Origin of the sequence: Halomonas sp. C22 (assembly GCF_007655045.1) — a bacterium.
GTDB classification, from domain to species: domain Bacteria; phylum Pseudomonadota; class Gammaproteobacteria; order Pseudomonadales; family Halomonadaceae; genus Vreelandella; species Vreelandella hamiltonii.
In genome coordinates this window covers 80,893-104,642 of the sequence record NZ_VBVC01000007.1, presented here as the reverse complement: position 1 = coordinate 104,642, position 23,750 = coordinate 80,893, and the positions used below count along the sequence as shown (strand labels likewise).

Annotated in this window: 20 protein-coding genes; 12 read left to right on the top strand and 8 right to left on the bottom strand. The window is 60.1% G+C overall.

Translation table 11 applies throughout. The annotated features are described in order from the left end of the window. The first annotated feature begins 55 nt into the window (after window positions 1-55). From FEU76_RS13865 to FEU76_RS13855, 3 genes are read left to right on the top strand one after another with little or no spacing between them, the layout of a single operon-like run. A complete protein-coding gene (locus tag FEU76_RS13865; RefSeq protein ID WP_144983771.1) occupies window positions 56-1,279 on the top strand; it encodes an ATP-grasp domain-containing protein in 1,224 nt (407 codons plus the stop codon). Window positions 1,280-1,309: 30 nt separating this feature from the next. Then, a complete protein-coding gene (locus FEU76_RS13860) occupies window positions 1,310-3,334 on the top strand; it encodes a hypothetical protein (RefSeq protein WP_144983768.1) in 2,025 nt (674 codons plus the stop codon). A gap of 38 nt (window positions 3,335-3,372) precedes the next feature. After that, window positions 3,373-4,122, top strand: coding sequence for a TlyA family RNA methyltransferase (locus FEU76_RS13855; protein WP_039181021.1), 750 nt, complete (start codon window positions 3,373-3,375; stop codon window positions 4,120-4,122). Window positions 4,123-4,127: 5 nt separating this feature from the next. Here FEU76_RS13855 and mscK read toward each other — a convergent pair whose 3' ends face one another. Next, a complete protein-coding gene (gene mscK / locus FEU76_RS13850; RefSeq protein ID WP_096922658.1) occupies window positions 4,128-7,472 on the bottom strand; it encodes a mechanosensitive channel MscK in 3,345 nt (1,114 codons plus the stop codon). A gap of 174 nt (window positions 7,473-7,646) precedes the next feature. On the opposite strand from mscK, the gene FEU76_RS13845 reads away from it, so the two are divergent. The 4 genes from FEU76_RS13845 to FEU76_RS13830 all read left to right on the top strand — a co-directional run bounded on the left by FEU76_RS13845 (window position 7,647) and on the right by FEU76_RS13830 (window position 9,777). After that, window positions 7,647-8,666, top strand: a complete 1,020-nt coding sequence (locus FEU76_RS13845; protein WP_144983765.1) for a phospholipase A — start codon at window positions 7,647-7,649, stop codon at window positions 8,664-8,666. A gap of 88 nt (window positions 8,667-8,754) precedes the next feature. Next, a complete protein-coding gene (locus tag FEU76_RS13840) occupies window positions 8,755-9,087 on the top strand; it encodes a DUF883 family protein (protein WP_016914410.1) in 333 nt (110 codons plus the stop codon). Next, complete coding sequence (locus FEU76_RS13835) at window positions 9,087-9,491, top strand: phage holin family protein (protein ID WP_144983762.1); 405 nt, start codon at window positions 9,087-9,089, stop codon at window positions 9,489-9,491. The genes FEU76_RS13840 and FEU76_RS13835 overlap by 1 nt, the downstream gene beginning before the upstream one ends. Further along, window positions 9,463-9,777 (top strand): YqjK-like family protein, encoded by a 315-nt coding sequence (locus tag FEU76_RS13830; RefSeq protein ID WP_016914412.1) that lies wholly within the window; start codon window positions 9,463-9,465, stop codon window positions 9,775-9,777. The genes FEU76_RS13835 and FEU76_RS13830 overlap by 29 nt, the downstream gene beginning before the upstream one ends. A 62-nt stretch (window positions 9,778-9,839) precedes the next feature. Here FEU76_RS13830 and FEU76_RS13825 read toward each other — a convergent pair whose 3' ends face one another. Then, the gene (locus tag FEU76_RS13825; protein WP_144983759.1) at window positions 9,840-11,024 is read right to left on the bottom strand and encodes an NAD(P)/FAD-dependent oxidoreductase; all 1,185 of its coding nucleotides are present in this window, start codon (window positions 11,022-11,024) and stop codon (window positions 9,840-9,842) included. 190 nt (window positions 11,025-11,214) lie between these two features. Between FEU76_RS13825 and FEU76_RS13820 the strand changes: the two genes are divergently transcribed. Next, window positions 11,215-12,279 (top strand): efflux RND transporter periplasmic adaptor subunit, encoded by a 1,065-nt coding sequence (locus FEU76_RS13820; protein WP_039181036.1) that lies wholly within the window; start codon window positions 11,215-11,217, stop codon window positions 12,277-12,279. Then, window positions 12,279-15,419 (top strand): efflux RND transporter permease subunit, encoded by a 3,141-nt coding sequence (locus FEU76_RS13815; RefSeq protein ID WP_144983756.1) that lies wholly within the window; start codon window positions 12,279-12,281, stop codon window positions 15,417-15,419. Before FEU76_RS13820 ends, FEU76_RS13815 begins: the two co-directional genes overlap by 1 nt. A 110-nt stretch (window positions 15,420-15,529) precedes the next feature. Here the strand turns inward: FEU76_RS13815 and FEU76_RS13810 are convergent, their stop codons facing one another. After that, window positions 15,530-15,958 carry a DUF3617 domain-containing protein gene (locus tag FEU76_RS13810; RefSeq protein ID WP_016914416.1) on the bottom strand — a complete coding sequence of 143 codons (429 nt, stop codon included), beginning with the start codon at window positions 15,956-15,958 and terminating at the stop codon, window positions 15,530-15,532. A 125-nt stretch (window positions 15,959-16,083) separates the two neighbouring features. Between FEU76_RS13810 and FEU76_RS13805 the strand changes: the two genes are divergently transcribed. Next, window positions 16,084-16,293: a CPXCG motif-containing cysteine-rich protein gene (locus FEU76_RS13805; protein WP_039181041.1), complete on the top strand. Its 210-nt coding sequence runs from the start codon at window positions 16,084-16,086 to the stop codon at window positions 16,291-16,293. A 7-nt stretch (window positions 16,294-16,300) separates the two neighbouring features. Here the strand turns inward: FEU76_RS13805 and FEU76_RS13800 are convergent, their stop codons facing one another. The 4 genes from FEU76_RS13800 to FEU76_RS13785 form a co-directional block, all read right to left on the bottom strand. After that, window positions 16,301-17,143, bottom strand: a complete 843-nt coding sequence (locus FEU76_RS13800; RefSeq protein WP_186299150.1) for an ABC transporter permease subunit — start codon at window positions 17,141-17,143, stop codon at window positions 16,301-16,303. Further along, window positions 17,140-18,051 (bottom strand): ABC transporter permease subunit, encoded by a 912-nt coding sequence (locus tag FEU76_RS13795; RefSeq protein WP_039181044.1) that lies wholly within the window; start codon window positions 18,049-18,051, stop codon window positions 17,140-17,142. Before FEU76_RS13795 ends, FEU76_RS13800 begins: the two co-directional genes overlap by 4 nt. 31 nt (window positions 18,052-18,082) lie before the next feature. After that, window positions 18,083-19,264: an ABC transporter ATP-binding protein gene (locus FEU76_RS13790; protein ID WP_039181047.1), complete on the bottom strand. Its 1,182-nt coding sequence runs from the start codon at window positions 19,262-19,264 to the stop codon at window positions 18,083-18,085. Between the two features lie 94 nt (window positions 19,265-19,358). After that, window positions 19,359-20,462, bottom strand: coding sequence for a polyamine ABC transporter substrate-binding protein (locus tag FEU76_RS13785; protein ID WP_039181048.1), 1,104 nt, complete (start codon window positions 20,460-20,462; stop codon window positions 19,359-19,361). Window positions 20,463-20,823: 361 nt separating this feature from the next. Between FEU76_RS13785 and ahpC the strand changes: the two genes are divergently transcribed. Next, the gene (gene ahpC / locus FEU76_RS13780) at window positions 20,824-21,387 is read left to right on the top strand and encodes an alkyl hydroperoxide reductase subunit C (RefSeq protein WP_026001768.1); all 564 of its coding nucleotides are present in this window, start codon (window positions 20,824-20,826) and stop codon (window positions 21,385-21,387) included. Between the two features lie 183 nt (window positions 21,388-21,570). Beyond that, window positions 21,571-23,127, top strand: coding sequence for an alkyl hydroperoxide reductase subunit F (gene ahpF / locus FEU76_RS13775; RefSeq protein ID WP_096922653.1), 1,557 nt, complete (start codon window positions 21,571-21,573; stop codon window positions 23,125-23,127). A 45-nt stretch (window positions 23,128-23,172) separates the two neighbouring features. Here the strand turns inward: ahpF and FEU76_RS13770 are convergent, their stop codons facing one another. Then, window positions 23,173-23,580 (bottom strand): polymer-forming cytoskeletal protein, encoded by a 408-nt coding sequence (locus FEU76_RS13770; protein ID WP_144983753.1) that lies wholly within the window; start codon window positions 23,578-23,580, stop codon window positions 23,173-23,175. Window positions 23,581-23,750 lie beyond the last annotated feature (170 nt).

Here is a 23,750-nt window from a genome sequence, read left to right as displayed (position 1 = left end):
ATGGTGAGGTGAGTGGTTGGCACGATCATTCATCTACCCAACAGGAGTCACCACCATGCAGAAGGATCCCAACAAGGGCTATATCGCCCTCCTCGGCTGGAGCCTCAATGCAATCGAAGCAGCCGAGCAATTCGACCGGCGCTACATCGTGGTTGCCCCCGACTGGGCAGAAGAGCACTGCCAGAAACACGACATCCCCTACGTTCCCTGGAACTTCGAGCGCCTAAACGATCGCTCCATGGAGATTGCCGAAACCCTCAAGGAAAAAGGCGTGGATGTCGCCATCCCGCTGTTCGAGGAGACCGTCGAATGGGCCGGTGCCATCAACTCCGTGCTGCTCGACAACCCCCGTCTTTACGGCCAGTCCCTGCTCCTGCGTGACAAGGCGCTGATGAAGCGGCGAGCCCAACTGGGCGGGATCCGCGTGGGCATTTTCGAAGAGGCCCACGACAGAGACGATGTCATCCGTTTTCTGAAGCGGGTCAACCAGACCCTGCTCAAGCTGGACGGCGACCCCAACGATCCAATCCACCTGAAGGCCTTCGACAAGGCGGGCTGCCTGGGGCACCGCGTCATCCGCACCCCGGACGAGGTGGATACCATTCCGGACGAAGAGTTTCCCGTGCTGATGGAGTCGCACCTCGATGGCTGGGAATTTGCCGTGGAAGCGTGGATTCACGATGGCAAGATCGCCTTCCTGAACATTTCGGAATACGTCACGCTGGGCTATTCGGTGTTCGTTCCCGCCTCGCCGGAGCTCGAGCAGTATCGCCAGCAGATCACCGCCCAGATCGAAAAACTGATCAAGGCCTTCGATATCGAGTTTGGCCTGATCCATCCGGAGTATTTCGTCACCAGCGATGGCGAGATGTACTTTGGTGAAGTCGCCTATCGTCCGCCAGGGTTCAAGGTGTTCGAACTCCTTGAGCGCGTCTATGGTTTCAACGCCTATCAAGCGTCGATGCTGGTCTTCGACCCCAAAGCCACGGCAGAAGAAGTGGCCGAGTTCTTTCCCAAGGAGATCGTCGATGCCAACGGGTTTGCAGGCTGCTTTGGCGTCTATCCACGCCGCCGCGTGGTCAGCCGCCTGGAGATACCCGAAGAGACCGAAGATCATGACTACTTCGAGTCCCATGAGCTGACCCCACCCGTCGAAGAGACCGTCACCAAGCGCACCGCGTTTGGCACCCACTGGGGGCTGGTCTATTTCAAGGGTGACGATGCTCATACGCTTCGCGACCTGCTCAAACGCCAGGAAGCACTCGACTTCTATGTTTAACTCTCCCCCTTGCCGGGATAAGGAGTCAGCGTGACCAATCAGCGTTCCACCCCTGAGGGGAAAGAAGGCAAACTCGAGGGGCTGCTGAGCAAGTTCGATGAAGCCGTGGCGCTGCTTGCCCAGGCTCCCGCCGTCTCCAAGCTGGCCAAGCTACCCCGTGTGATGGACACCGCCAGGCGCATCCTGATGCTCAGCGGAGGCTGCGCAGCGCTGGAAGCACGCGCTGCCTGCTTCGAAGCCGCAGGCGTGTTTGCCGGCTCGGACTGGGACACACCGCAGTACCTGATCCCGACCCTGACGCCCTTTGCATTGAAAAGCGCCGATGCCAATGTGGTGGTGATCGAGACGCTGAGTGAACTGCGGCTGCTGGCGGTAGCCAAGGGAGGCTACGAGCATCCACAGGTATCGCCAGAACACGCCCATCACTACCTTACCCAGGTCATGGCCATCAACTTGGGCCTGCTGTTCAACGCCCCCAGCGAGGCCGAGCGCGAAACCCAAGGGCGGCTGGCGACCATTCCACGCCAGCTGTTTCAGCACCTGGCCGAGCGGGTCGGGCACGAGCACGTCATCGATCAACTGATCGATGAAATCTGGCGGATTCTCAAGCAGCGGCCCATCCAGGTCGACTCGATCAAGCAGATGATCACCCAGATCGCGCTGTGCCAGGCCAACCCGGAGATCGACCTGGGCGCCAGCGGCCAAGGCGCCGACCGGTTGGTCAGCTCGCTCTATGGGCCCACCCAAGCCTGCCGAGAAGACCCTGGCATCGAGATATACCAGGCACGCCTGGAGCGCATGGACCACGCGACGCTTCAAGCGGAGTCCACCGGTTTTGCACGCGCCATGCACGATACCGGCCTCGTATCGCCCTACCATGCCGTGCTGCTGCGCTTCCTGCTGGAAGAAGCCGACCAGCTGCTTTCCGAAGCGCTGGGGCTTTCGTCCACGGGGCGCGACTGCCTGCTGTGCTATCGCGAATTGGCGCACACCTTGATTCGCAGCGGCGTCTACCCTGCCACCGCCCAAGCCGTCTATGGTCTGGCGTTACTGCTGGAGCGCGGGATTCTCTATCAACCGCCGGTGGCTCCCGCCATGTGGCGGCAGCTTAGCCTGCCGCTCTCCGACTGGGCCATTTCGCGCTTGACGCTGGCGTATGGCGATACGGCATCGCCCAGAGCACGCTTGATCGAGGGCGTGCTGTGCATGCTGGGGCTACCGCTGGGTGTGGGCCAAGGCAACAACCCTACCTGCCAATCGGCGCGAGCGCTGTCGATGTGGGCCTACAACGACCCGGACTACCTGCTCCAGATGGTGACCTGGGCCGCCCGAGACGATGAAATCATCATGCATTTCGAAGGCCAGCCCATCTCCTCCCAGGAGAGCGTGGCAGGCCTGGCCAGCGAACTGCCCCTCGACCTCGACCCTGTGTCATTGGTCGTCGTCCCGCACCTGGATCGCATTTATGCGGAAATGGGCCGACGCTGCATCGGCCGGGAAGGCGACCCGCACCGCTGGGTCAACCCTGAGTTTCACGGCTGGTGGTCTGGCCGAGGGTTCAGCATCAATGTGGACGTGGCCACCGGGCAGTTGGACGACGTCGACACCTTCATTCGCCACTTCTACGCCAGCTATCACCCTTTCTACAACGGTAATCAGCCGCTGATCCACCCCCAGCCTGCCGGCATTGCGGTCACGGACAGCGCTGCGCGGTTCATCGGTTGGCACGCCATCACCATTTTGCGCGCCTCGCTCGACCCCAGCGATGTCATGCGCGTCTACTTCTACAACCCCAACAACGATAGCGGCCAGGACTGGGGAGACGGGCTGAAGGTCAGCACGGCTGGCAACGGCGAGCGCTTCGGTGAGGCGTCACTGCCCTTCGAGCAGTTTCTCTCACGGCTATACATCTACCACTACGACCCTCTGGAGAGCGGCAAACTGGCCACCGTCAGCGAGGAGGAGCTGGAGCGCGTCAAGGGCTATCTGCATCGTAGTTGGGGGGCCACGCGAATCCCACCCACCGAGCTGCAGGCAGAGCCAGGCGCAACATGACATAATGCGCGGTCTTTCAAAGATCCTGATACCCCGCCATGATACGACTCGATCAACTGCTGGTCAGCCAGGCGCTGGCCAGCTCACGCACCCGCGCCCAGCGCCTCATCAAGAACGGGCGTGTCTTCTTGGCCGACGGCACCCCGCTCACCAAGCCTTCCGAAAAGTGGCCCGCCGACACATCACTGCGCGTCGAGGAAGACCCCGAGGAGCGCTACGCCTCCCGGGCCGGGCTCAAACTCGAGGGGGCGCTCTCCACGCTGGGTATGCGGCTGGAGGGCAAGGGGGTGCTGGATGTGGGTCAGTCCACCGGTGGTTTTACCGACTGTGCCCTACGCTACGGTGCCCGCCATGTGGTGGGTGTCGAGGTAGGCCATGACCAGTTGGCCGAAGCGCTGCGCCAGGACCCGCGGGTAGTGTGCCTGGAAGGCTTGAACGCACGCCACATGAGCACCTCGGCCGCCTTGCGGGAGGTACTGCAAGCATTTCCCATCGAGATGGCCATCATGGACGTGTCGTTTATCTCCCAAACGCTGATCCTGCCGGAAATCGCCGCCCTGCTACCGGCCCAGGGCCAGCTTATCTCTCTGGTCAAACCGCAGTTCGAGCTGGAGCCCAGCGCGCTGGACAAGCGCGGCGTGGTGCGCGATCCAGCCCGCTACAGCGAGGTGGAGCACAAGATACGTATGGCCTGCCAGGCCTGCGGTTTGCGCATCGCCCACTGGCAGGAGAGCCCGATCACCGGCGGGGACGGCAATCGGGAATTTCTCATGCTGGCCTGCAAATAGACGCCTTAGCCCAGGTTTTCAGGAGGCAGCGGCTTGCGGGTCTGTACTTTCACCGACTCCCCCTGATCTCGGTGAAGCCATACGTCCATCTGCTCGAAGGCCACCCGCACGCCCGCTTCGCGGAACAGCTCATCCACACGGCAGTTCACTTCGTCGGCTGCAAACAGCCGGTCCAGCAAGTCGTTGACGAAGATGCGCAGCTCGAAATTCAGGCTGTGCGGGCCATAGTTGAGGTAGAACACCTGAGGCTCCGGGTCCGCCAGCACGCGTGGGTTTTCATCGGCGGCCTGGCGCAGCAGCTGATGCACCAACGGCAAATCAGAGCCGTGCGCCACGCCATAGGTCAGCACCACCCGGGTGACATTGTCCGACAGCGACCAGTTGATCAACTGGTCGGTGACGAACGTCTTGTTGGGTATGATGATCTCCTTGCGATCGAAGTCGGTCACCGTGGTGGCACGGATGCGGATACGGCTGACGGTGCCATGCAGGTTGCCCAGCGTGATGGTGTCGCCAATCCGAATCGGGCGCTCGAACAGAATGATCAGGCCAGAGATGAAGTTGGCAAAGATCTCCTGCAAACCAAAACCCAGCCCCACGCTCAACGCGGCCACCAGCCACTGCAGCTTGTCCCAGGAGACCCCCAGGGTGGCCAGCGACATGACGACTCCCGTCCCCACGATGGTATAAGAGAGCAGCGAGCTGATGGCGTAGGCGCTGCCCTGTTTCAGGGCTAGCCGCGACAGCACCATGACTTCGAGCAACCCTGGCAGGTTGCGCGCCATGATGAAGGTGATGGCGACCACCAGCAAGGCCGTGAAAAAATCAGAGAGCGAAAGCGAATTGTCCACCAGGTCGCCTTCATCGGCATCCCACAGCGCCACCTGATCCAGATACCCCAACACCGCCAGCAGGTCCGACCAGACCAGATAAAGCAGCAGGCTGAACCCGATCAGCAGAATGAGCTTGGAGAGCCGCAGCGACTGGGTGTTGATCTTCTCCATGTCCAGGGGTGGCTCTTCGACCACTTCCAGCCCGCCCTCGGCCCCCTCCTGTACCTGGGCTCGCCGCCGCGCCAGGGCTCGGCGATACGCCAAGCGGCGAGCGGCCACTGCCAGGCTGCGAACCACCGTGGCTTCCACCACGACCCACAGCCCCAACAGGTAAAGCGTCATCGCAAAACGTGCCACCAGCCGCAGCGCCGTGTATTCATACCCCCAGGCCACCAGCCCCAGCATGACCAGCGGCACGCTGGCCATGGCCAGTCCCAGGACCAACCGGAACAGCCGAACCCCAAAAATCGGCACGTGAGCCAGAATCAGCTGCATCAACCACCACGCCATGGCCAACAGCCCCAGCATGAATAGCCCCATGGCTACCGGACGCATGGCCAGCGGGGTTTCCATCTGCTCTGACATGGCCGCGATCCCCACCACAGGCACCAGCGCTATGCCCAGGCCCCCCAGCAGTTGACGTAGCCGCGCATTGTAGGCAGGCGCCCAGGTAAAATGACGCTCAGCAACGCCATCGGGCACCAGCAGGCGGCGCCCCAGCGCGACCACACCCCAGCTCAGGCTCAATTGCAGCAAGGCCGGTGCCAGCCCCATCGCCAGGGCACCTTCTGCCGTCCGCAGGGCAACGCCCGCGCCCGCCAGCGCCAGCGGGCCTGGCAGCGCCAGCAGCGCATTCATCAGAACCGCTTTGGGCGTATGCAGCTGCGTATCACTCTTCAGACGACCTATTTGCGAGTGCAGCCGCGCCAAGGCGGCCTTGATACGAGAGCGCAGCCCCAGCAAGGTCAGGCTCAGCAGCAGTAGCGGCGCACCGACCAGCATGTCCCAGCCAAGGCCCTGCCAGCGGTTGGGCAGCACGGCTCGCCATTCGCCCTGCTGCCACTCCTGCTGCAGGTAATTGGGTAACTGGCGCACCCAGTTGAGGTCCAGCGGACGACTGTTGGCTACCCAGAAGAGCTGTTCATCGATGGTGGCGCGCAGGTCGTGGGTGGTGGTCAAGAGCTGTTGCTGGTTCAGCTGAAGCTCGATGGCGGCGCTCAACAGGCTGCCATAGGACTGCTCGAGCTGCTCCACCAGCTCACGGCGAGATTGATAAAGCCGCGTCAGGGAGTCCACCAACCCAGGCGTCACCTCGACACCCGCTTCCTGCAGCCGCTGGGTGGCCAATCGCTCCCCCTGGCGCAGCTGATCACGTTGACGTATCAGATCGAACTGCTTGAGGCGCAAGTCGGCAATTTCATCCTGCAGGTCCCGGCGCGGCACGATTACCGGCAGCGATTGACGCTGCTCACGGAGTATCCGCGATAGCAGCTGGCTGCCGCGAATGGCTTCCAACTGCTCATTGAGACTACGCTGCAACTGACGCACCAGCTCCAATTGACGCTGGGCTTCGATATTCTCGCGCACGATGCTGTTGGCGCGGTCAGTGGCCCGCAGTAGCTCGAGACTCAAGGTCTGGTTCATCTGCTGGGCGCGCAGCACTACCGGATGCCCTTCGGCGATCAGCGGGTCATCCCGCGCGGCATCGGCAATCGCCTGCTCGGACTGCAAGCGCCGCTGGCGATCGATGACCCCTTGCAGCAGGTTAAGCCGCTGCTCCTGATGATCGATCTGCAAAGCCAATAGCTCACGCCGCTGCTGAGCCAGTTCCCGCAGTCGGCTGTTGGCACTGAGCTCACGTTGATTGAGGGAGACTTCCTGCTCGGCCAGGGAGCGTTCCAGACGCCACTGAATCAGCTGTGCATCCTCGCGAGCCGAGAGCTGGCGGTCGGCCAACAGCGCTTCGCGGGTGTCGTGCTCGCGGCGCAAGGTCTCGGCCCGCTGCAGGGCTTCGGAGATGGCCTGCTGGGCACGTTCGGGCAAGGTTTGCGCAGCCAACAGCTGTGAGTTGACTTCGGCCAACTGGCTCTGCAACTGCTGGAGCTCGATCACCGCGCTGCCCTGCTGCGCCTCCAAGGCTTCCAGCGGCATGTCGCTGAGGCTATCCACGGAGAGCTGTTGGCTCTCTTCCTCGGCTTCTCGCAGCTCTCGTTCGAGTTGCAGCAGCTGCTCAGGGGCCTGGCTGACACGCTGCTCCAGCGCCCGTTGGCGCTCTTCCAGCGCCGTAAGCCGCTCATAGGCTTGCAACGCGGCACTCAGGGCCGCCTGCTCACGCTGCTGTGCGGCGGTAAGCTCCCCTTCCTGGGACTCGAGCGCAGCCAATCGCTCGTTCAGGGCGCTTTCAGAAGGCGCCCGCTCACCATCTTCTGCCCACCCCATGGGCGACACGCACAACAACACGACACACAGCAATATTCCTAGCGCGCCGCTCACCGCCTTCATGGCATTCTTCACCACGTATAGAAGCCTCATTGACTGGTCGACCCGTATCATCGGGCAAGGCATCATTGTCAATCGTAAGGCCCGGCGGCGCAATCCAGCCCGGCACGAGAATATTGGCAGTTGACTTACCTCATCCGCCTGTATAGAACGTCGCTAACATTTATCTACTTTTCATTGCGAGCCATATCAATGGTTATCCGACCCCTGATGTTCACAGGCCTGCTGGTTGCCTTGGCCACACAGTCGGCCATGGCCGAGACGCGTGGCGATATCGAAGCGCGTATTCGCGCCTTGAATACCGAGCTCTATCAGCTCCGCCAGCAGCTGCAGCAAATTGACGCACCCGAGGCTGCCGCCCAGGGTATTCCACCGACGCCGCTGCCAGAAGAAGTGGCCCTGGAGGACCTGTCCGAACGCCGCCAGCTGGAACAGCAGTCGTCGCGGAACCCGTTCTCCATCACGACGCATCGCACCAATTACCTGTTTCCCGTGAGCTACAACACCAATCAGGACTCCAACAACTTTCGTGAAGTGACCGATGCTTCAGGCCCCAACAACAACGAAGTGAAGTTTCAGTTCAGTGCCAAGTTCAACCTGGCCGAAGACGTGTTTGGCGACATTGGCGACGTCTATTTCGCCTATACCCAACGAAGCTGGTGGCAGGCCTATAACACTGATGCCTCTTCCCCTTTCCGGGAAACCAACTACGAGCCCGAGGTGTTCATCGATTTCGATAACGCCTGGAGCGCCTTGGGCTGGGTGAATACGCGCAATCGTATCGCCTTCAACCATCAATCCAATGGCCGCTCGGACCCGCTGTCACGGAGCTGGAACCGCGTTTATCTGGAAAGCACGCTGCAGCGCGGCGACTGGGCACTGACCCTGGCACCCCACTGGCGCGTGCCGGAGTCCGACGGTGACGACGACAACCCGGATATCGAGCGTTACATGGGGTATGGGGATATTCGTCTGGCCAAGCGCCTGGACAACAATCACGAAGTCGCCGGACAGCTGCGTGGCAATCCTAGCCCCGGCAACCTGGGTACTCAGATCGATTACAGCTGGCCAGCCTTCAATGGGGTGCGAGCACACGTACAGTATTATTACGGGTACGGCGAAAGCATGATCGATTACGACAACCGCGTGCATCGCCTGAGTCTTGGCTTCAGCCTCAACCCGCTGTTCAGCGCCACGGGCCTGAACCGTTGATGCGGAACCACTAAACTTTGGGGTTGTCTATGGAGTGACGGCTGCTATGCTGAAGCTGTCACTCATTCATTCGTCAAAGGAAGACATCATGGCTAAACGTAACACAGACGCCTCCGCACGTGCCGACCAGCTGAAAGAAGACCTGCGCCATCTCAGCGAGACGGTCGAAGAGCTGATGAACGCCACATCGAAAGATGCCAGCGGTGAAATGCGCGACCTGCGTGAGCGTGCCGAACGTCGTTTGAAGGATACTCGTGCCCGCCTGGAAGCCCGCGGCGAGCGCATCTATGAAGACACCCGCGAGTCACTGGCTCAGCAAGCCGATTGCTGCGACCGCTATGTACATGAGAACCCCTGGACCAGCATCGGTATCGGTGCCGCAGCTGGCCTGGTGGTAGGTATGCTGCTCGGTCGTCGCTAATGGCATTGGGGCCAACCCAACGCGTCTTTTCTGCCGCCAAACGCTTGTTGAGGTCACTGTTAGCCAACGGTGAAACCCGCCTGCGTTTGGCGGTGTTGGAATTGGAGGAAGAGCGCGCTCGTTTATTGGTACTACTGCTGTTGGCTGGCGCCAGTTTGCTGCTGCTGCTGTTGGGCGTTGCCACACTGACGGCGCTGGTAGTCGTTCTGTTCTGGGATACCTATCGGCTGACGGCCATTGGCGTGAGTGCTGGCGTACTGATGGCACTCAGTCTGCTGCTGGCAGTGATTGCCATACGTCAGGTAAAGCGGCACTCGCTGCTCAAGGAAACCTTGAAACAGCTGGCAGCCGATCGCGCCCTGCTGGAGGCCAATGATGAAGAACTCACCGACCGTCGACGTTAAGACCACAGACAAGCCGTTGAGTCGCCAGCAACGCAAGGCGGCGTTACTGGCCGAGCTGGAGCAGCAGCGTATCGATATACTGGTGAGCAGCGATACGTTGCAACGCACTTCCGCGCCGCTCGATCGGCACTGGCGAAGCCTGCGCTTACCGCTGTACGTCGTGGGCGGGCTCGCTGCCCTGCGGCTGGTTCGCCATCCTGGTGGCGCCATGGCCGTCGGCAAACGCGCATTGGCAGGCTATATGCTGCTTCGCAAGCTGAAACTGCTGGCCAAAGTCGCCAGCTGACGAGGCGTTTGCCTGTTCAAAGCCGTCGGATGCCTTGCATCAGGCGGCTTTTTCAATGGTGATCAACACGCTTGGCCACAGGCGACGCCACTCGCCCAGGCCCACTGGAAGTTGTAACCACCCAACTGGCCAGTGACATCCAGCACTTCGCCAATGAAACGCAGCTGGGGTAAGCCTCGTACTTCAAAATTCTTCGACGAAATGGCCTCGGTACTGATCCCGCCCATGGTCACCTCTGCCGTACGCCAACCCTCTGTGCCCGCCGGTTTCACCTGCCACTCATTGAGGTACTGTGCCCAGCAGTCGATCGCCTCGTTGCTGTACTGTGCCAATGGCATGGCGGTGGCGTGCTCGGGGTACCACTCCATTATCGCCTGTGCCAGACGTTTGGGAAAACGCTCGCCCAGCCAGGTAGACAGCATGCGCTTGGGAGTTTGCTCACGCGCATGACGCAGCGAAGCCGCCACCTCCTCACCCGGCAATAAATCAATCGTAATGGCGCTACCGGGCTGCCAGACGCTCGAAATCTGGAGCATCGCCGGCCCCGACAGCCCCCGATGGGTAAACAGCATGGGCTCATTGAAGCGCCCTTGACCACAGCTGACCGATACCGGCACGCTGAGCCCTGACAGCGTTTCAGCACGCGCTTTCCAGACATCACTGAGCGTGAAGGGCACCAACCCAGGCCGGGTAGGCAACACCTCAAGACCAAATTGTCGGGCGAGTTCGTAACCAAAGCCCGAAGCCCCCATGGTGGGGATGGAGAGCCCCCCCGTGGCCACTACCAACACGCCACAGCTGATGGTGCCCATCGAAGTAGTCAACTGCATTCCCTCGCCCAGGCGCTCCACCTTGGAAATGGACGTCTTCAATGCCAGTTCGACACCGGCCCATTCACATTCGGTCAGCAGGACTCTCACGATCTCCTTGGCGGAGTCGGCACAAAAAAGTTGCCCCGGCGCTTTTTCCACATACTCCACGCCATGGCGCTCCACCAGAGATACAAAATGTTCTGGACGGTAACGTTTCAACGCAGAAATGCAAAAATAAGGATTTTCCGAATAAAAATGGCTTGGTGAGGCATCAAGGTTGGTAAAGTTACAGCGGCCTCCTCCCGACATGAGGATTTTCTTGCCCGGTTTATTGGCATGGTCAACCACCAGCACGCGCCGCCCTGCATAACCTGCTTGAGCCGCACACATCAACCCGGCGGCACCTGCGCCAATGACGACGACGTCGTAAACCATCTTGGAAGCCCTACATGAAAAGCTGACTATCTTAGCAGCAGTGAGGCTGCTCAGCACTTTACAAACCCAAAATAGATGTACATATAATGTACAACAAATATCTTTTCATTCCGTTATCTTGCCGTTTGCCCTTATCACGGCAGTCGATTTCAGGATAATGCAGGTCACCTCTGTTTACGTTGAGACGCCAATGCTTGTTTACAAACGCCTCTTCTGCTGTCTGCTGCTGGCCGCCTTGCCGCCATACGCCATAGCACAAACCCCGCCACCCGTGATCGGTCACTACGCCACGGCCACCGCCTGGTCCGACCCATTAGAAGCCCTGGGCACCCTGCGTGCCGACGAGAGCGTCACGCTGTCAGCCACCGTGACCGATACCATTGCCGAAATCACCTTCGAAGATGGTGCCCAGGTCGAACAGGGCGAGCTGCTGATACGCCTTGAAGATGCCGAGGAACAGGCGCTGCTGAGGGCAGCACGGGCGATCACCGATGAGCGCCGTAATGCGGTGGGCAGAACGTCTCAACTTCAGGAACGCAACTTGGCCCCCCGCGCCGAACTGGAAGATACCCAAGCGCGGCTGAGGCAGGCAGAAGCCGATGTCCAGGCGTTAGAGGCACGCCTGGCCAACTACCGGGTAGTGGCACCGTTCAGTGGTCGCGTCGGCTTTCGTAATGTCAGCGCTGGCGCACTGGTGACCCCGGGCATGGAGCTGGTGACCCTCGACAAGCTGGATATCATGAAACTGGATTTTACCGTACCGGAAGTGTTTCTGGGCCGCCTGTCGGCAGGGCTGGCGCTGAGCGCGACCACCGCCGCCTACCCGGATGATGTCTTCCGCGGTGAAATCGCCAGTATTGGTACCCGTATCGACCCGGTGTCTCGCAGTATCAGTGTGCGGGCCGAGCTGGCCAACCCAGAGCTGCGCCTGCGCCCCGGCATGTTGATGGAGGTGGTCGTGCAGCAACGCGTGCGCAATACGTTGGTACTGCCGGAAGCCGCTATCGAGCCGAGCGGCAATCGCCATTTCGTGATGGTCATTCACGAGGAGGAAGGAGAGCATCGCCTGGAGCGCCGAGAGGTCGCCTTGGGTGAGCGTCGCAGTGGCGAAGTGGAAGTGCTCGAAGGCGTGGCAGATGGCGAGCTGGTGGCAGTACACGGTCTGCAGCTGGCACGAGATGGCCAGCAGGTACGTTTACTGGGCATCACCGATGAAGAGACCAGCATCCGTACCCTGCTGGAGGCTGACCGCTGATGCGCTTATCCGACATCTCCGTACAGCGTCCGGTGCTGGCCATGGTCATCGCCGCGCTGATCGTGGCCTTCGGCCTGCTGGCGCTGAATCGCCTGCCGCTGCAGGAGTATCCCACGGTCGACCCACCGGTCGTCAGCATCGATACACGTTACCCCGGTGCTTCGGCCAGCGTGGTCGAAACCCGCATTACCCAGGTGCTGGAAGATCGTATCGCCGGGGTAGAAGGTATCGAGCTGATTACCTCCCAGAGCGAAGATGGACGATCGCGCATCCAGATCGAGTTTGCCATCAGCATGGATATCGACGCGGCGGCCAACGATGTGCGCGACCGCATATCGGGTGCCTTGCGCAACCTTCCCGATGATGCCGACAATCCTGAAGTCACCAAGGCCGACAGCAGCGATGAAATCGTCATCTGGCTGAGTCTCTCAGGGGCGGACTACTCGATCACCGAGCTCACCGACTACGCCAACCGTTTTCTGGTAGACAGCCTGTCGGTGCAGCCGGGGGTAGCCAGGGTGCGCGTGGGCGGTGGCCGCGACTATGCCATGCGTGTCTGGCTGGACCGCAACGCGCTGGCAGCACGAGGCCTCACCGTGGGTGATATCGAGGATGCCCTGCGCGCCGAAAACGTCGAGCTGCCCGCCGGCTCCATCGAGTCCGATGATCGCCAGTTCATCGTACGGCTGCCGCGCAACTTTGCCACCGCCGATGACTTTCAGCGGCTAGCGGTTACCCAGGGCAGCAACGGGTACCTGATTCGTCTGGCCGATGTGGCCCGAGTGGAAGTGGGCTCGGTGGAAGACCGTTCGGTGTTTCGTGCCAACGGCGTGCCCATGGTGGGGCTAGGCATGATCATGCAGTCCACCGCCAACGTGGTGGAGCTTTCCGAAGCGGTGCAGCAGGAGCTGGAGCGCTTGCAAGGCACCCTGCCCGAGGGCATGTCATTGACGCTCAACTACGACGCCTCGGTGTTCGTGTCGGGTGCCATCGACCAGGTGGTCATGACGCTGTTCATCGCCATGGGCCTGGTAGTCATCGTGATTTTCCTGTTCCTGGGCAACCTGCGAACTACCATCGTGCCTGCCGTGACCGTCCCCATCGCCGTGATTGGCGCCTTCACCGCGCTGGCTGCCATGAATTTCTCGATCAACCTGTTGACGCTGCTGGCGCTGGTACTGGCCATTGGCCTGATCGTCGATGACGCCATCGTGGTGTTGGAAAACATCAACCGCCGCATGCACGATTACGGTGAAACGCCGCTGGTGGCGGCCTTCCGCGGCACTCGACAGATCGCTTTTGCGGTCATTGCCACTACCCTCGTGCTGGTAGCCGTATTCGTACCCCTGAGTATGCTGCAGGGCGATATCGGCCGACTGTTTTCCGAATTTGCACTGACCATGGCCGCCGCGGTGGTCGTCTCCACGCTGCTGGCCCTGACCCTGACCCCCATGATGGCTTCCAAGATCCTCAAGCCGGGGATGCACGATAGCCGCATAGGTCAAGGGGTGCAGTGGCTGCTGGACGGTGCTCGGAAACGTTACCAGCGTGCGCTGGAAGTCGTGCTGGCATTCAAATGGGTAGTGGTGGCCTTGTTTGCGCTTCTGGTGGCGGGCACTGCCTGGCTGGCCTCGGCACTGCCCAGCGAGTACACACCTCAAGAAGACCGGGGCAACTTCATCGTGCTGGTCAACGGGCCCGAAGGCGCCACCTTCGATTACATGATGGATTACATGGATGAGATCGAAGCACGCCTGACACCCTTCGTCGATAGCGGTGAGCTGGAGCGCGTGGTAGTAAGGGCACCGCGGGGGTTCGGCAATATCGAAAACTTCAACAGCGGCTTCATCATCGTCAACATGGCCGACTGGGGCAGCCGTCGCAGCGCCTGGGAGATCATGGCAGACGTGCGTCAAACTCTGGGATCCCTGCCTGGAGTCCAGGCCTTCCCGGTCATGCGCCAGGGGTTTGGTCAACGCACCCAGAAACCGGTCCAGTTCGTGTTGGGGGGTGGCACTTACGAGGAGCTGGCCAGCTGGCGGGATACGCTGGTCAACCATATTCGCGAGCACAACCCGCGCCTGACCGCCGTTGAGAGCAACTACAACGAAACCCAGCCGCAGCTCAGGGTCGACATCAACTACGAACGGGCCGCCGCGCTGGGGGTCACCGTCACGGAAATAGGCCGGACGCTGGAGGTGCTGCTCGGTGGGCGCAACGTGACCCGTTACGTGGATGACGGCGAAGAGTACGATGTGATTCTGGAAGGCGACCGTGGCCGCCAGAATAGCCCGCGAGCGCTGGACAACATCCAGGTACGCTCCGCGCGGTCCGGTGAACTGATTCCGCTGGCCAGCCTGGTGACGCTCTCTGACTTCGCGGGTGCCAGCACGCTCAACCGCTTCGACCGCGTGCGCGCCATTACCATCGAGGCCAACTTGGCCGATGGCTACCCCCTGGGTGAAGCGCTGGCCTACCTGCAAGACACCGCGAATACCATTCTGCCAGAAGAAGTGCAGACCAATCTGGCAGGCCCCTCTCGAGACTTCCAGCAGGCCAGTGGGGCGACGACCTTTCTGCTGGTGCTTGGCGCCGTGGTGGTATTCCTGGTGCTTGCCGCCCAGTTCGAGAGCCTGATTCACCCCTTCGTGATCATGCTGACGGTGCCGCTGGCCATGAGCGGTGCCCTGCTGGCCCTGCTGATGACCGGCCAGTCATTGAATATCTACAGTCAGGTGGGGCTGGTGCTGCTGATAGGATTGGCGGCCAAGAATGGCATACTGATCGTCGAGTTCGCCAACCAGCTGCGCGATGAGGGGCAAGCCTTTCGTTCGGCCCTGATCGAAGCATCGGTCACCCGCCTGCGGCCCATTCTGATGACGGCAGTCACCACCATGGCCGGGGCGATCCCGCTGATCATCTCCAGCGGCCCTGGCGCAGAGTCTCGCCTGGTGATTGGCACGGTGATCATGGCGGGTGTAGGCGCGGCCACGGTGTTTACGCTGTTCGTGGTACCCGTGGCCTACGATTTGCTGGCACGCTACTCAGGCTCCCCTGGCGCCGTGAAGCGACAGCTGGAAGAAGAAATTGCCAATGCGCCGGAGGCCGACCACGAACCGCTGGCTACGCCCGAGCGCTAAGCAACCTCTTCTACCGAGCAGACAGACAACCAGGGCGCCAAAAGGCGCCCTGGTTGTTAAAGAGTGCTGTTGAAGACTGCGCTTGAAGATCGCTAACGCACTGTACGCGATTACTCGCAGTCGCCGATGCGCTCGCCTTCGATCACGGTGTTCATGGTCAATTCGCCCATGGGTGACTGGGTGAAGATATCCACGCTGCCTTCGATACGCTCACCCATGAAGCGCATTTCACCGTCGATATTGGCTTCGCCGCCTTCAGCACGACATACCATGCTGTACGAGAGGCCATCGGCATTCATGTCTTGATGCTGCAGCTCGCAGCCCTCTTCTTCTTCGATGAAGCCAAACTCTGCGCCATCCAGCTCTTCTTGAGTGATGCACTGACGCTCGGTTTCGGTCTGATCGGGAATCTGCATGTCACCGCTGATACTGGTTACGCTGACGAACTCCCATTCGCCAGGCGTCACGTTCGGTGTTTCCGCCAGAGCGACCATCGGGAAGGCCAATAAGGCCGCTACTGCCATGTGACGTTTCATCATCGTTTTTTCTCACTAGGTTAATTGGGCAAACCCGCTCATATCCTACCTGATTCGTTCCGCTTGTGCCCGCCCCAGGCAGGGCTGTTACACTGGATATCCTTTTTTCACCTGGCAGGGCAACCGCCATGCATGACGACGCGCTGGTTCCTCACGACTTTTATTGCCCTTACTGCGACACGCCGCTGACCTTCGTGATCGACACGTCACAGGGCAGCCATGATACCTGGGAAGACTGTCATCAGTGTTGCGCGCCGATACGACTGCAGGTGGTGGTATCGCCTTTCACAGGCGAACTCGACGCCGTCATCACGGGTAGAGACGACGACGTCTTGTGAGCCATGATCAGGCCGCGTCAGCCTGCTGCATCTGAGCAACCCGCTTGGCCTCGCTGCGGCGCATGAAGTACCACGCCAGCAGCGTCGCCAACGAAACGGTCAGAATGATCAGCGTCGCCAACGCGTTGATCTTGGGAGATACGCCCATGCGCACGGAGGAGAACACCACCATGGGCAGCGTATTGGCTCCTGGGCCTGACACGAAGCTGGCGATCACCAGATCATCCAGCGACAGCGTGAACGCCAGCAGCCAGCCTGCCGCCAGTGCTGGTGCAATGACCGGCAGCGTCACGCAGAAGAACGTCTTGACCGGCGGCGAGCCAAGGTCCATGGCCGCCTCTTCGATGGAGCGATCCAGTTCCCGGAGCCGCGCCGACACCACCACGGCCACATAGGCACTGCAAAACGTGGTATGGGCAATCCATATCGTCGCCATCCCCCGGTCAGCGGGCCAGCCGATCAGCTGAGCCATCTGCACGAACAGCAGCAGCAAGGAAAGCCCGGTGATCACTTCGGGCATGACCAGTGGTGCCGTCACCATGCTGGAAAGTGCCGTCTTGCCTCGAAAATGGCCATAGCGGGTCATCACGAAGGCGGCCACCGTGCCCAGGCACACCGCCATGCTGGCAGCGAAAAAGGCGATCTTGAGACTGGTCCATACCGCCGAGAGAATCTGCCGGTCACGGAACAGCTCGCCGTACCAATGAGTCGAGAAACCCGCCCACACCGTCACCAGGCGCGATGAGTTGAACGAGTAGAACACCAGCACGAACATCGGCAGATAGAGAAACAGCAGGCCAAGCACCAGCATCACCGTGGTAAAGCTGGGGCGCCGAGAGGACGTCATCATTGTTCGAGCTCCCGTGACTGGTAACGGTGGAACCATACGATCGGGATCAACAACAGCAACAGCATGACCATCGCCAACGCCGCGGCCACCGGCCAATCACGATTCAGGAAGAACTCTTCCCAAAGCACCTTGCCGATCATCAGGGTGTCAGGCCCTCCCAACAGCTCGGGGATCACGAACTCACCCACCGCAGGAATGAATACCAGCATGGAACCCGCCACGATGCCCCCCATGGAAAGCGGCAAAGTGACTTTCAGGAAGGTATTCACTTTACGCGACCCCAGGTCTGAGGCCGCTTCCAATAACGACGTATCCAGACGCGTCAGATGGGCATACAGCGGCAGCACCATGAACGGCAGGTAGGCATACACGATGCCCACGACGACCGCAAACTGGGTATTCATCATGCGTAGCGGCGAGTCGATGAGGCCGATGCTCAGCAGCAGATTGTTGATCAGGCCATTGTTGCTGAGTATGCCCATCCACGCATACACGCGGATCAGAAACGACGTCCAGGAGGGCAGCATCACCAGCAGCAGCAGAATCAACTGCCAGCGACCCGGGGCACGAGCCATGGCATAGGCCATGGGATAACCGAGCAGCAAGCACACCACCGTGGCGGTAAATGCCGTCTTGATGGAGCCCCAGTAAGCCGCGACATACAGCGAGTCGGTCAGCAAGAACAGGTAGTTGCCGACATTCAGAAAGATACTCAGGGTTTGATCGGCATACTCGACCAGCGGCCCGTAGGGAGGAATGGCAATCGCCCCTTCGGAAAGGCTGATCTTGAGCACCAACGCAAACGGCAGCAAAAAGAACAGCGTCAGCCAGGCCAGCGGGAACGCAATCACCGCGCGCCGCCCCAGCTTCATACGCTTGATCATGCCGGTAAAGCCAGATGGCATCATGGTAGGCAATCTCCTTCAAGAGACCGAATCATCAGCGATTCAGCACGATAGCGCTGTGATCTTCCCAGTAAACGTAAACGCTATCCTCCCAGGTGGGACGATCACCGCGACGCTCCGTGTTGGCCATGCTCACCTTGATCAGCTTGCCCGAGGCCGTGCGCACGTAATACAGCGAATACCCCCCCAGATAGGCAATGTCGTCCACCTTGCCAGCTTCCCAGTTGTATTCGCCGGTTGGCTGTTCACGGGTCAGCCAGATTTTCTCGGGGCGCAGGGCCGCCCATACTCGACGGTCCACCGCCTGGGTAGTGATCCCGTGATCGAGATAGATAGGCCTTGAAAGCGAGGGGCTGGCGATGCGGCAATGGTCGGCCGCGTCCTCGATGATCTCCCCTTCGAACACGTTCACGGTACCGACGAATTCGGCCACCATGCGGCTAGCGGGGCTTTCGTAGATATCGACCGGAGAGCCCACCTGCTCGATCCAGCCATCGGCCATGATCGCCACGCGATCCGCCATGGTCATGGCTTCTTCCTGATCGTGAGTCACCATGATGCAGGTAACGCCTACCTGTTCGATGATCTCGACCACTTCCAGCTGCATTTCCGTGCGCAGCTTCTTGTCGAGGGCGCCCATGGGCTCGTCCAGCAGCAAGAGCTTGGGCCGTTTGGCCAGTGAGCGCGCCAAGGCCACCCGCTGGCGCTGGCCGCCAGAAAGCTGATGCGGCTTGCGCTTGGCAAAGCGTTCCATATGCACCAGTTTCAGCATCTGGGCTACCCGCGCCTCGATTTCCGCCTTGGGCAGCTTGTCCTGTTTCAACCCGAAGGCGATGTTCTGCGCCACCGTCATATGCGGAAAGAGCGCATAGGATTGAAACATCATGTTGATTGGGCGCTTGTGCGGCGGCATGTCGGTAATGTTTTCGCCACTCAGCAGGATGCGGCCCTCGCTCGGCGTCTCGAAACCCGCCAGCATTCGCAGCAAGGTCGACTTGCCAGACCCAGAGCCCCCTAACAGGGCGAAGATTTCGCCGCGTTTGACCTGCAAATTCACGTCATCCACCGCCAGCGCGTCATCGAAGCGCTTGCTCAGGCGTTTGACTTCCAACACGATATCTTCAGCAAAGCGCGGAGCTTTTCCCTGGGGCCTCAGAGGCGGAGGAATAGCAGGCGATGAAGATGAAGTGTCGTTCGACAGGGGCGTAGTGACCATTCGCCACTCCCATCAAAAGGCCCGAGAAGCCGGGCGATAAAAGACGAACAGCGAGCCAGGCAACTGCCCGGCTCGCTGTCAGACAAGGGTCGGTTTAGCGACCAGACTTGACGCGGTTCCAGATACGAGTACGCGCACGCAGTACGTCCTGCGGCTTTTCCGCCTGAACGTACAGGTTCTGCATGACGTCTGCATTCGGGTAAACCGCAGGGTCATTCAGCAGCTCCTCGGACAGGAACTCGTTAGCGGCCAGGTTGGGGTTGGCGTAGCTGACGTACTCGCTGATCTCGGCGGCAATTTCCGGGTCGAGAATAAAGTTGATGAACGCATGAGCGTTCTCGGGGTTAGGCGCATCGGCAGGCACGGCCATCATGTCGAACCACAGCGCAGCGCCTTCCTTCGGGATGCTGTAAGCGATGGTGAAGTCGCGACCCGCTTCTTCAGCTCGGTCTGCTGCCTGGAACACGTCTCCCGAGTAGCCTGCGGCGACACAGATCTCGCCATTGGCCAGGTCAGAAATATAGCGCGAGGAGTGGAAGTAAGTGACATGGTTGCGCACGGCCGCGATCACTTGGCCAGCGGCTTCGATGTCATCCAGGTTCTCGCTCAACGGGTCGCCGCCCGAGTAAGCAATGGCAGGCGAGAGCATTTCGTCCGCCGAGTCCATCATGGAGATACCGCAACCGGCCGCATGCAGAGCCGCGGTAATTTCCGGATCGAAGAGCAGTGCCCAGCTATCTACCGGGGCATCGTCGCCGAGAATCTCCTTCACCCGTTCGACATTGTAACCAATGCCATTGGTGCCCCACATGTAGGGGATGGAGTACTGGCTGCCCTCATCGATGGCTTCCAGGTTGGCCATCAACTCCGGATTGAGGTTTTCGAAATTGGGCAGTTGCTCGTGGTCGAGCGGCTGGAACACACCTGCCCTGGCCTGACGAGTAAAGTAGTAGTTGGAGGGCACGACGACATCGTAGCCCGAGCGGCCAGACAACAGCGCCGCATCGAGGATCTCGTTACTGTCGTAGACATCGTAGGTCACGGAGATACCGGTACGCTCGGTGAATTTCGCCAGCGTTTCCGGCGCAATGTAGTCGGACCAGTTATATACCCGCACTTCATTGGCGTGGGCAGCGGTGGCCGCTACGGCAAAAGCGATTGCCGTAACGGCCACTGAACGTTTTGGGATGTTCCCCATCTAGCTACTCCTTATCTCGAAAGTCCACTTGTCTTGAAAGTGCCCGTCGAACAGGCGCACCGGGCCTGGCAACGGTTAGCGCTGACGCCGATACCTCTTTGTCTCATTTGCCGCTGCTGAGAAACAGCTTAGGACATTATCCTGACCGTGCGAATTTTGCGGTGCAGCGCTCTCTATCGCAAGTACAAGTGAAAAATTCTTGCATTACACCACTGGCGACCCCACATCCATGGGCGCGAGCAAAACATAGAGACTGGCTATTGGCAGCATCATTTTTTCCAATTTTAGCTATTAGTCGTAGTTCGCTAATATCAGCAACAACTTTTCCAACTACCATTCACTCACTGCGGAGATGTTTTCAATGTCTTTGATCAATACCGAAGTAAAACCGTTTAAAGCGACTGCTTACCTGAACGGCGAGTTCGTAGACGTGACTGAAGCGGACCTGAAAGGTCAGTGGTCTGTCTTCTTCTTCTACCCCGCCGACTTCACCTTCGTATGCCCCACGGAGCTTGGCGATCTGGCCGACAACTACGAAGCCTTCAAGAAGCTGGGCGTCGAGATCTACAGCGTCTCTACCGACACCCACTTCACTCACAAGGCTTGGCACGACAGCTCCGAGACCATTGGCAAGCTCCAGTACCCGATGATTGCTGACCCGACCCTGCAGATTTCTCGCAACTTCGAAGTGCTGATCGAAGAAGCCGGTCTGGCCGAGCGCGGCACTTTCGTTGTCGACCCCGACGGCAAGATCCAGATCGTCGAAATCAACGCTGGCAACATCGGCCGTAACGCCGAAGAGCTGCTGCGCAAGGTCAAGGCTGCCCAGTACGTTCGCGCCAACCCGAACGAAGTATGCCCGGCCAAATGGAAAGAAGGCGAAGAGACTCTGGCCCCGTCTCTGGACCTCGTAGGCAAGATCTGACGCCTACCGTTGCCGACTCGACTCGTGTCGGTCGGCAGCACCACACCCGGGCATGCCCCGGGTGTCTTTTTTTCAGCACCCTGTTAACGCATCCCTGTTTTCCCACACGCTTGTCCCTTACTACACCAAGGCTGGCGTGCCTGGTCGAGAACGTTCTACTGCTGACTACGAGGAACCACTGTCATGCTGGACGCCAATTTAAAGAATCAGTTGAAAGCGTATCTGGAAAAAGTGACTCAGCCCTTCGAGATCGTTGCGTCCCTCGATGACGGTGCCAAGTCGCGTGAGCTGCTGGGCCTGCTGGAAGACATCAGCAGCCTGAGCACTCAGATCACCCTCAAAACCGACGGCCAGGATGCGCGCAAGCCCTCCTTTGCCCTAAACCGTGCCGGAGAAGAGACAGGCGTCGTGTTTGCGGGCATTCCCATGGGCCACGAATTCACGTCGCTGGTACTGGCGTTGCTGCAGGTCGGTGGACACCCGCCCAAAACGTCGCAAGAGCAGCTCGATCAAATCAAGGCGCTGGACGGCGAGATGCTGTTCGAGACCTACTACTCGCTCTCCTGCCAGAACTGCCCGGACGTCGTCCAGGCACTCAACCTGATGGCCATCTTCAACCCCAAGGTGCGCCACGTCGCCATCGACGGTGCCCTGTTCCAGGAGGAAGTCGAGGCCCGCGAAATCATGTCGGTGCCCAGCATCTACCTCAACGGTAAGCCCTTCGACCAGGGTCGCATGACGCTGGAGCAGATTCTGGCCAAGGTGGATACCGGCGCAGCCGAGCGTGAAGCCAAAAAGCTGAGCGACAAGGCAGCCTTCGACACGCTGGTCATCGGCGGCGGCCCGGCGGGCGCGTCAGCGGCCATCTACTCTGCGCGCAAGGGCATCAATACCGGCGTTGCCGCCGAACGCTTCGGTGGTCAGGTGGCCGACACCATGGGGATCGAGAACTTCATCTCGGTGACCCATACCGAAGGTCCCAAGCTGGTCAGCGCCCTGGAAGAGCACGTCAAGCAGTACGAAGTGGACGTGATGAACCTGCAGCGTGCCACCTCTTTCAAAGCAGCAGAAACCGAAGGTGGCCTGCACGAAGTGACCTTCGAATCCGGTGCCAAACTGAAGAGCAAGACCCTGGTACTGGCCACAGGCGCCCGCTGGCGGGAAATGAACGTGCCCGGCGAGCAGCAGTATCGCAACAAAGGTGTGGCCTACTGCCCCCACTGCGATGGCCCGCTGTTCAAGGGCAAGCGTGTCGCGGTCATTGGTGGCGGTAATTCAGGCGTCGAAGCGGCCATCGACCTGGCGGGTATCGTCGGCCACGTGACCCTGGTGGAGTTCATGGGTGAAATGCGCGCCGACGCCGTACTGCAGAAGAAGCTCAAGAGCCTGCCCAACGTGGATATCGTGCTGAACGCACAAACCAACGAAGTGACCGGTGATGGCAGCCGGGTCAACGGCCTGACCTACAAGGACCGCCAGACCGACGAAGTCAAGAACATCGCTCTGGAAGGTATCTTCGTGCAGATCGGCCTGGTGCCCAATACCGAGTGGCTGAAGGGCTCTCCCATCGAGATGTCACCGCGTGGCGAAATCATCGTCGACGCCCACGGCATGACCTCGGTACCCGGTGTCTTTGCCGCAGGCGATGTCACCACCGTGCCCTACAAGCAGATCATCATTGCCATGGGCGAAGGCGCCAAAGCGTCGCTGGGCGCCTTCGACTACCTGATCCGCAACTGATTCATCCGCATAAAAAAGCAAAAGACCGTGACCAGGCCCGCCTATTCAGGCGGGCTTTTTCATGCTTGCCGGAACAGGCGGACTGGGCACGATAGACCCATTCACCGTGGCACCGGCATGGCACGCCAGCTCACCGGCCGACAGCAGCCCCTGGACAGATGCCAGTGACGTGAGGGTGATGCCGTGAGTGGTATGGACCTCCCCCTGAACACTGCCGCTGATCGAGATATTCTCTTGTGCCGTCACGATGCCATGAATTCGCGTGGCAGCGCCCACATGACTCCCTACCACCGCATTATTGGCACATTCGACGGCGACCTCAACCATCAGCGCTTCAGGCTCGGGATGGGTGATCACCGCCACGCCGAGACGACGCTTCTTGCGCCGACCATCCATCACGATGATCGTCATGACCACAACGCCCACGATGATCAGCCATGTTTCCATCTGCATGGCACTTTCCCCTGCTCGAACCAGCGTTGTTTATAGCCGTAGGGAGGCGCCAGCGGTAGCCGGAATATCGCACAACCACAGACGTATCTTCACGCTTTGCAAGCCCATCCCGAAGCGTACATTAACGTCATTCGGTCTATTTTGGTGAAGCCTGCCCAAAGGGTGGCGTT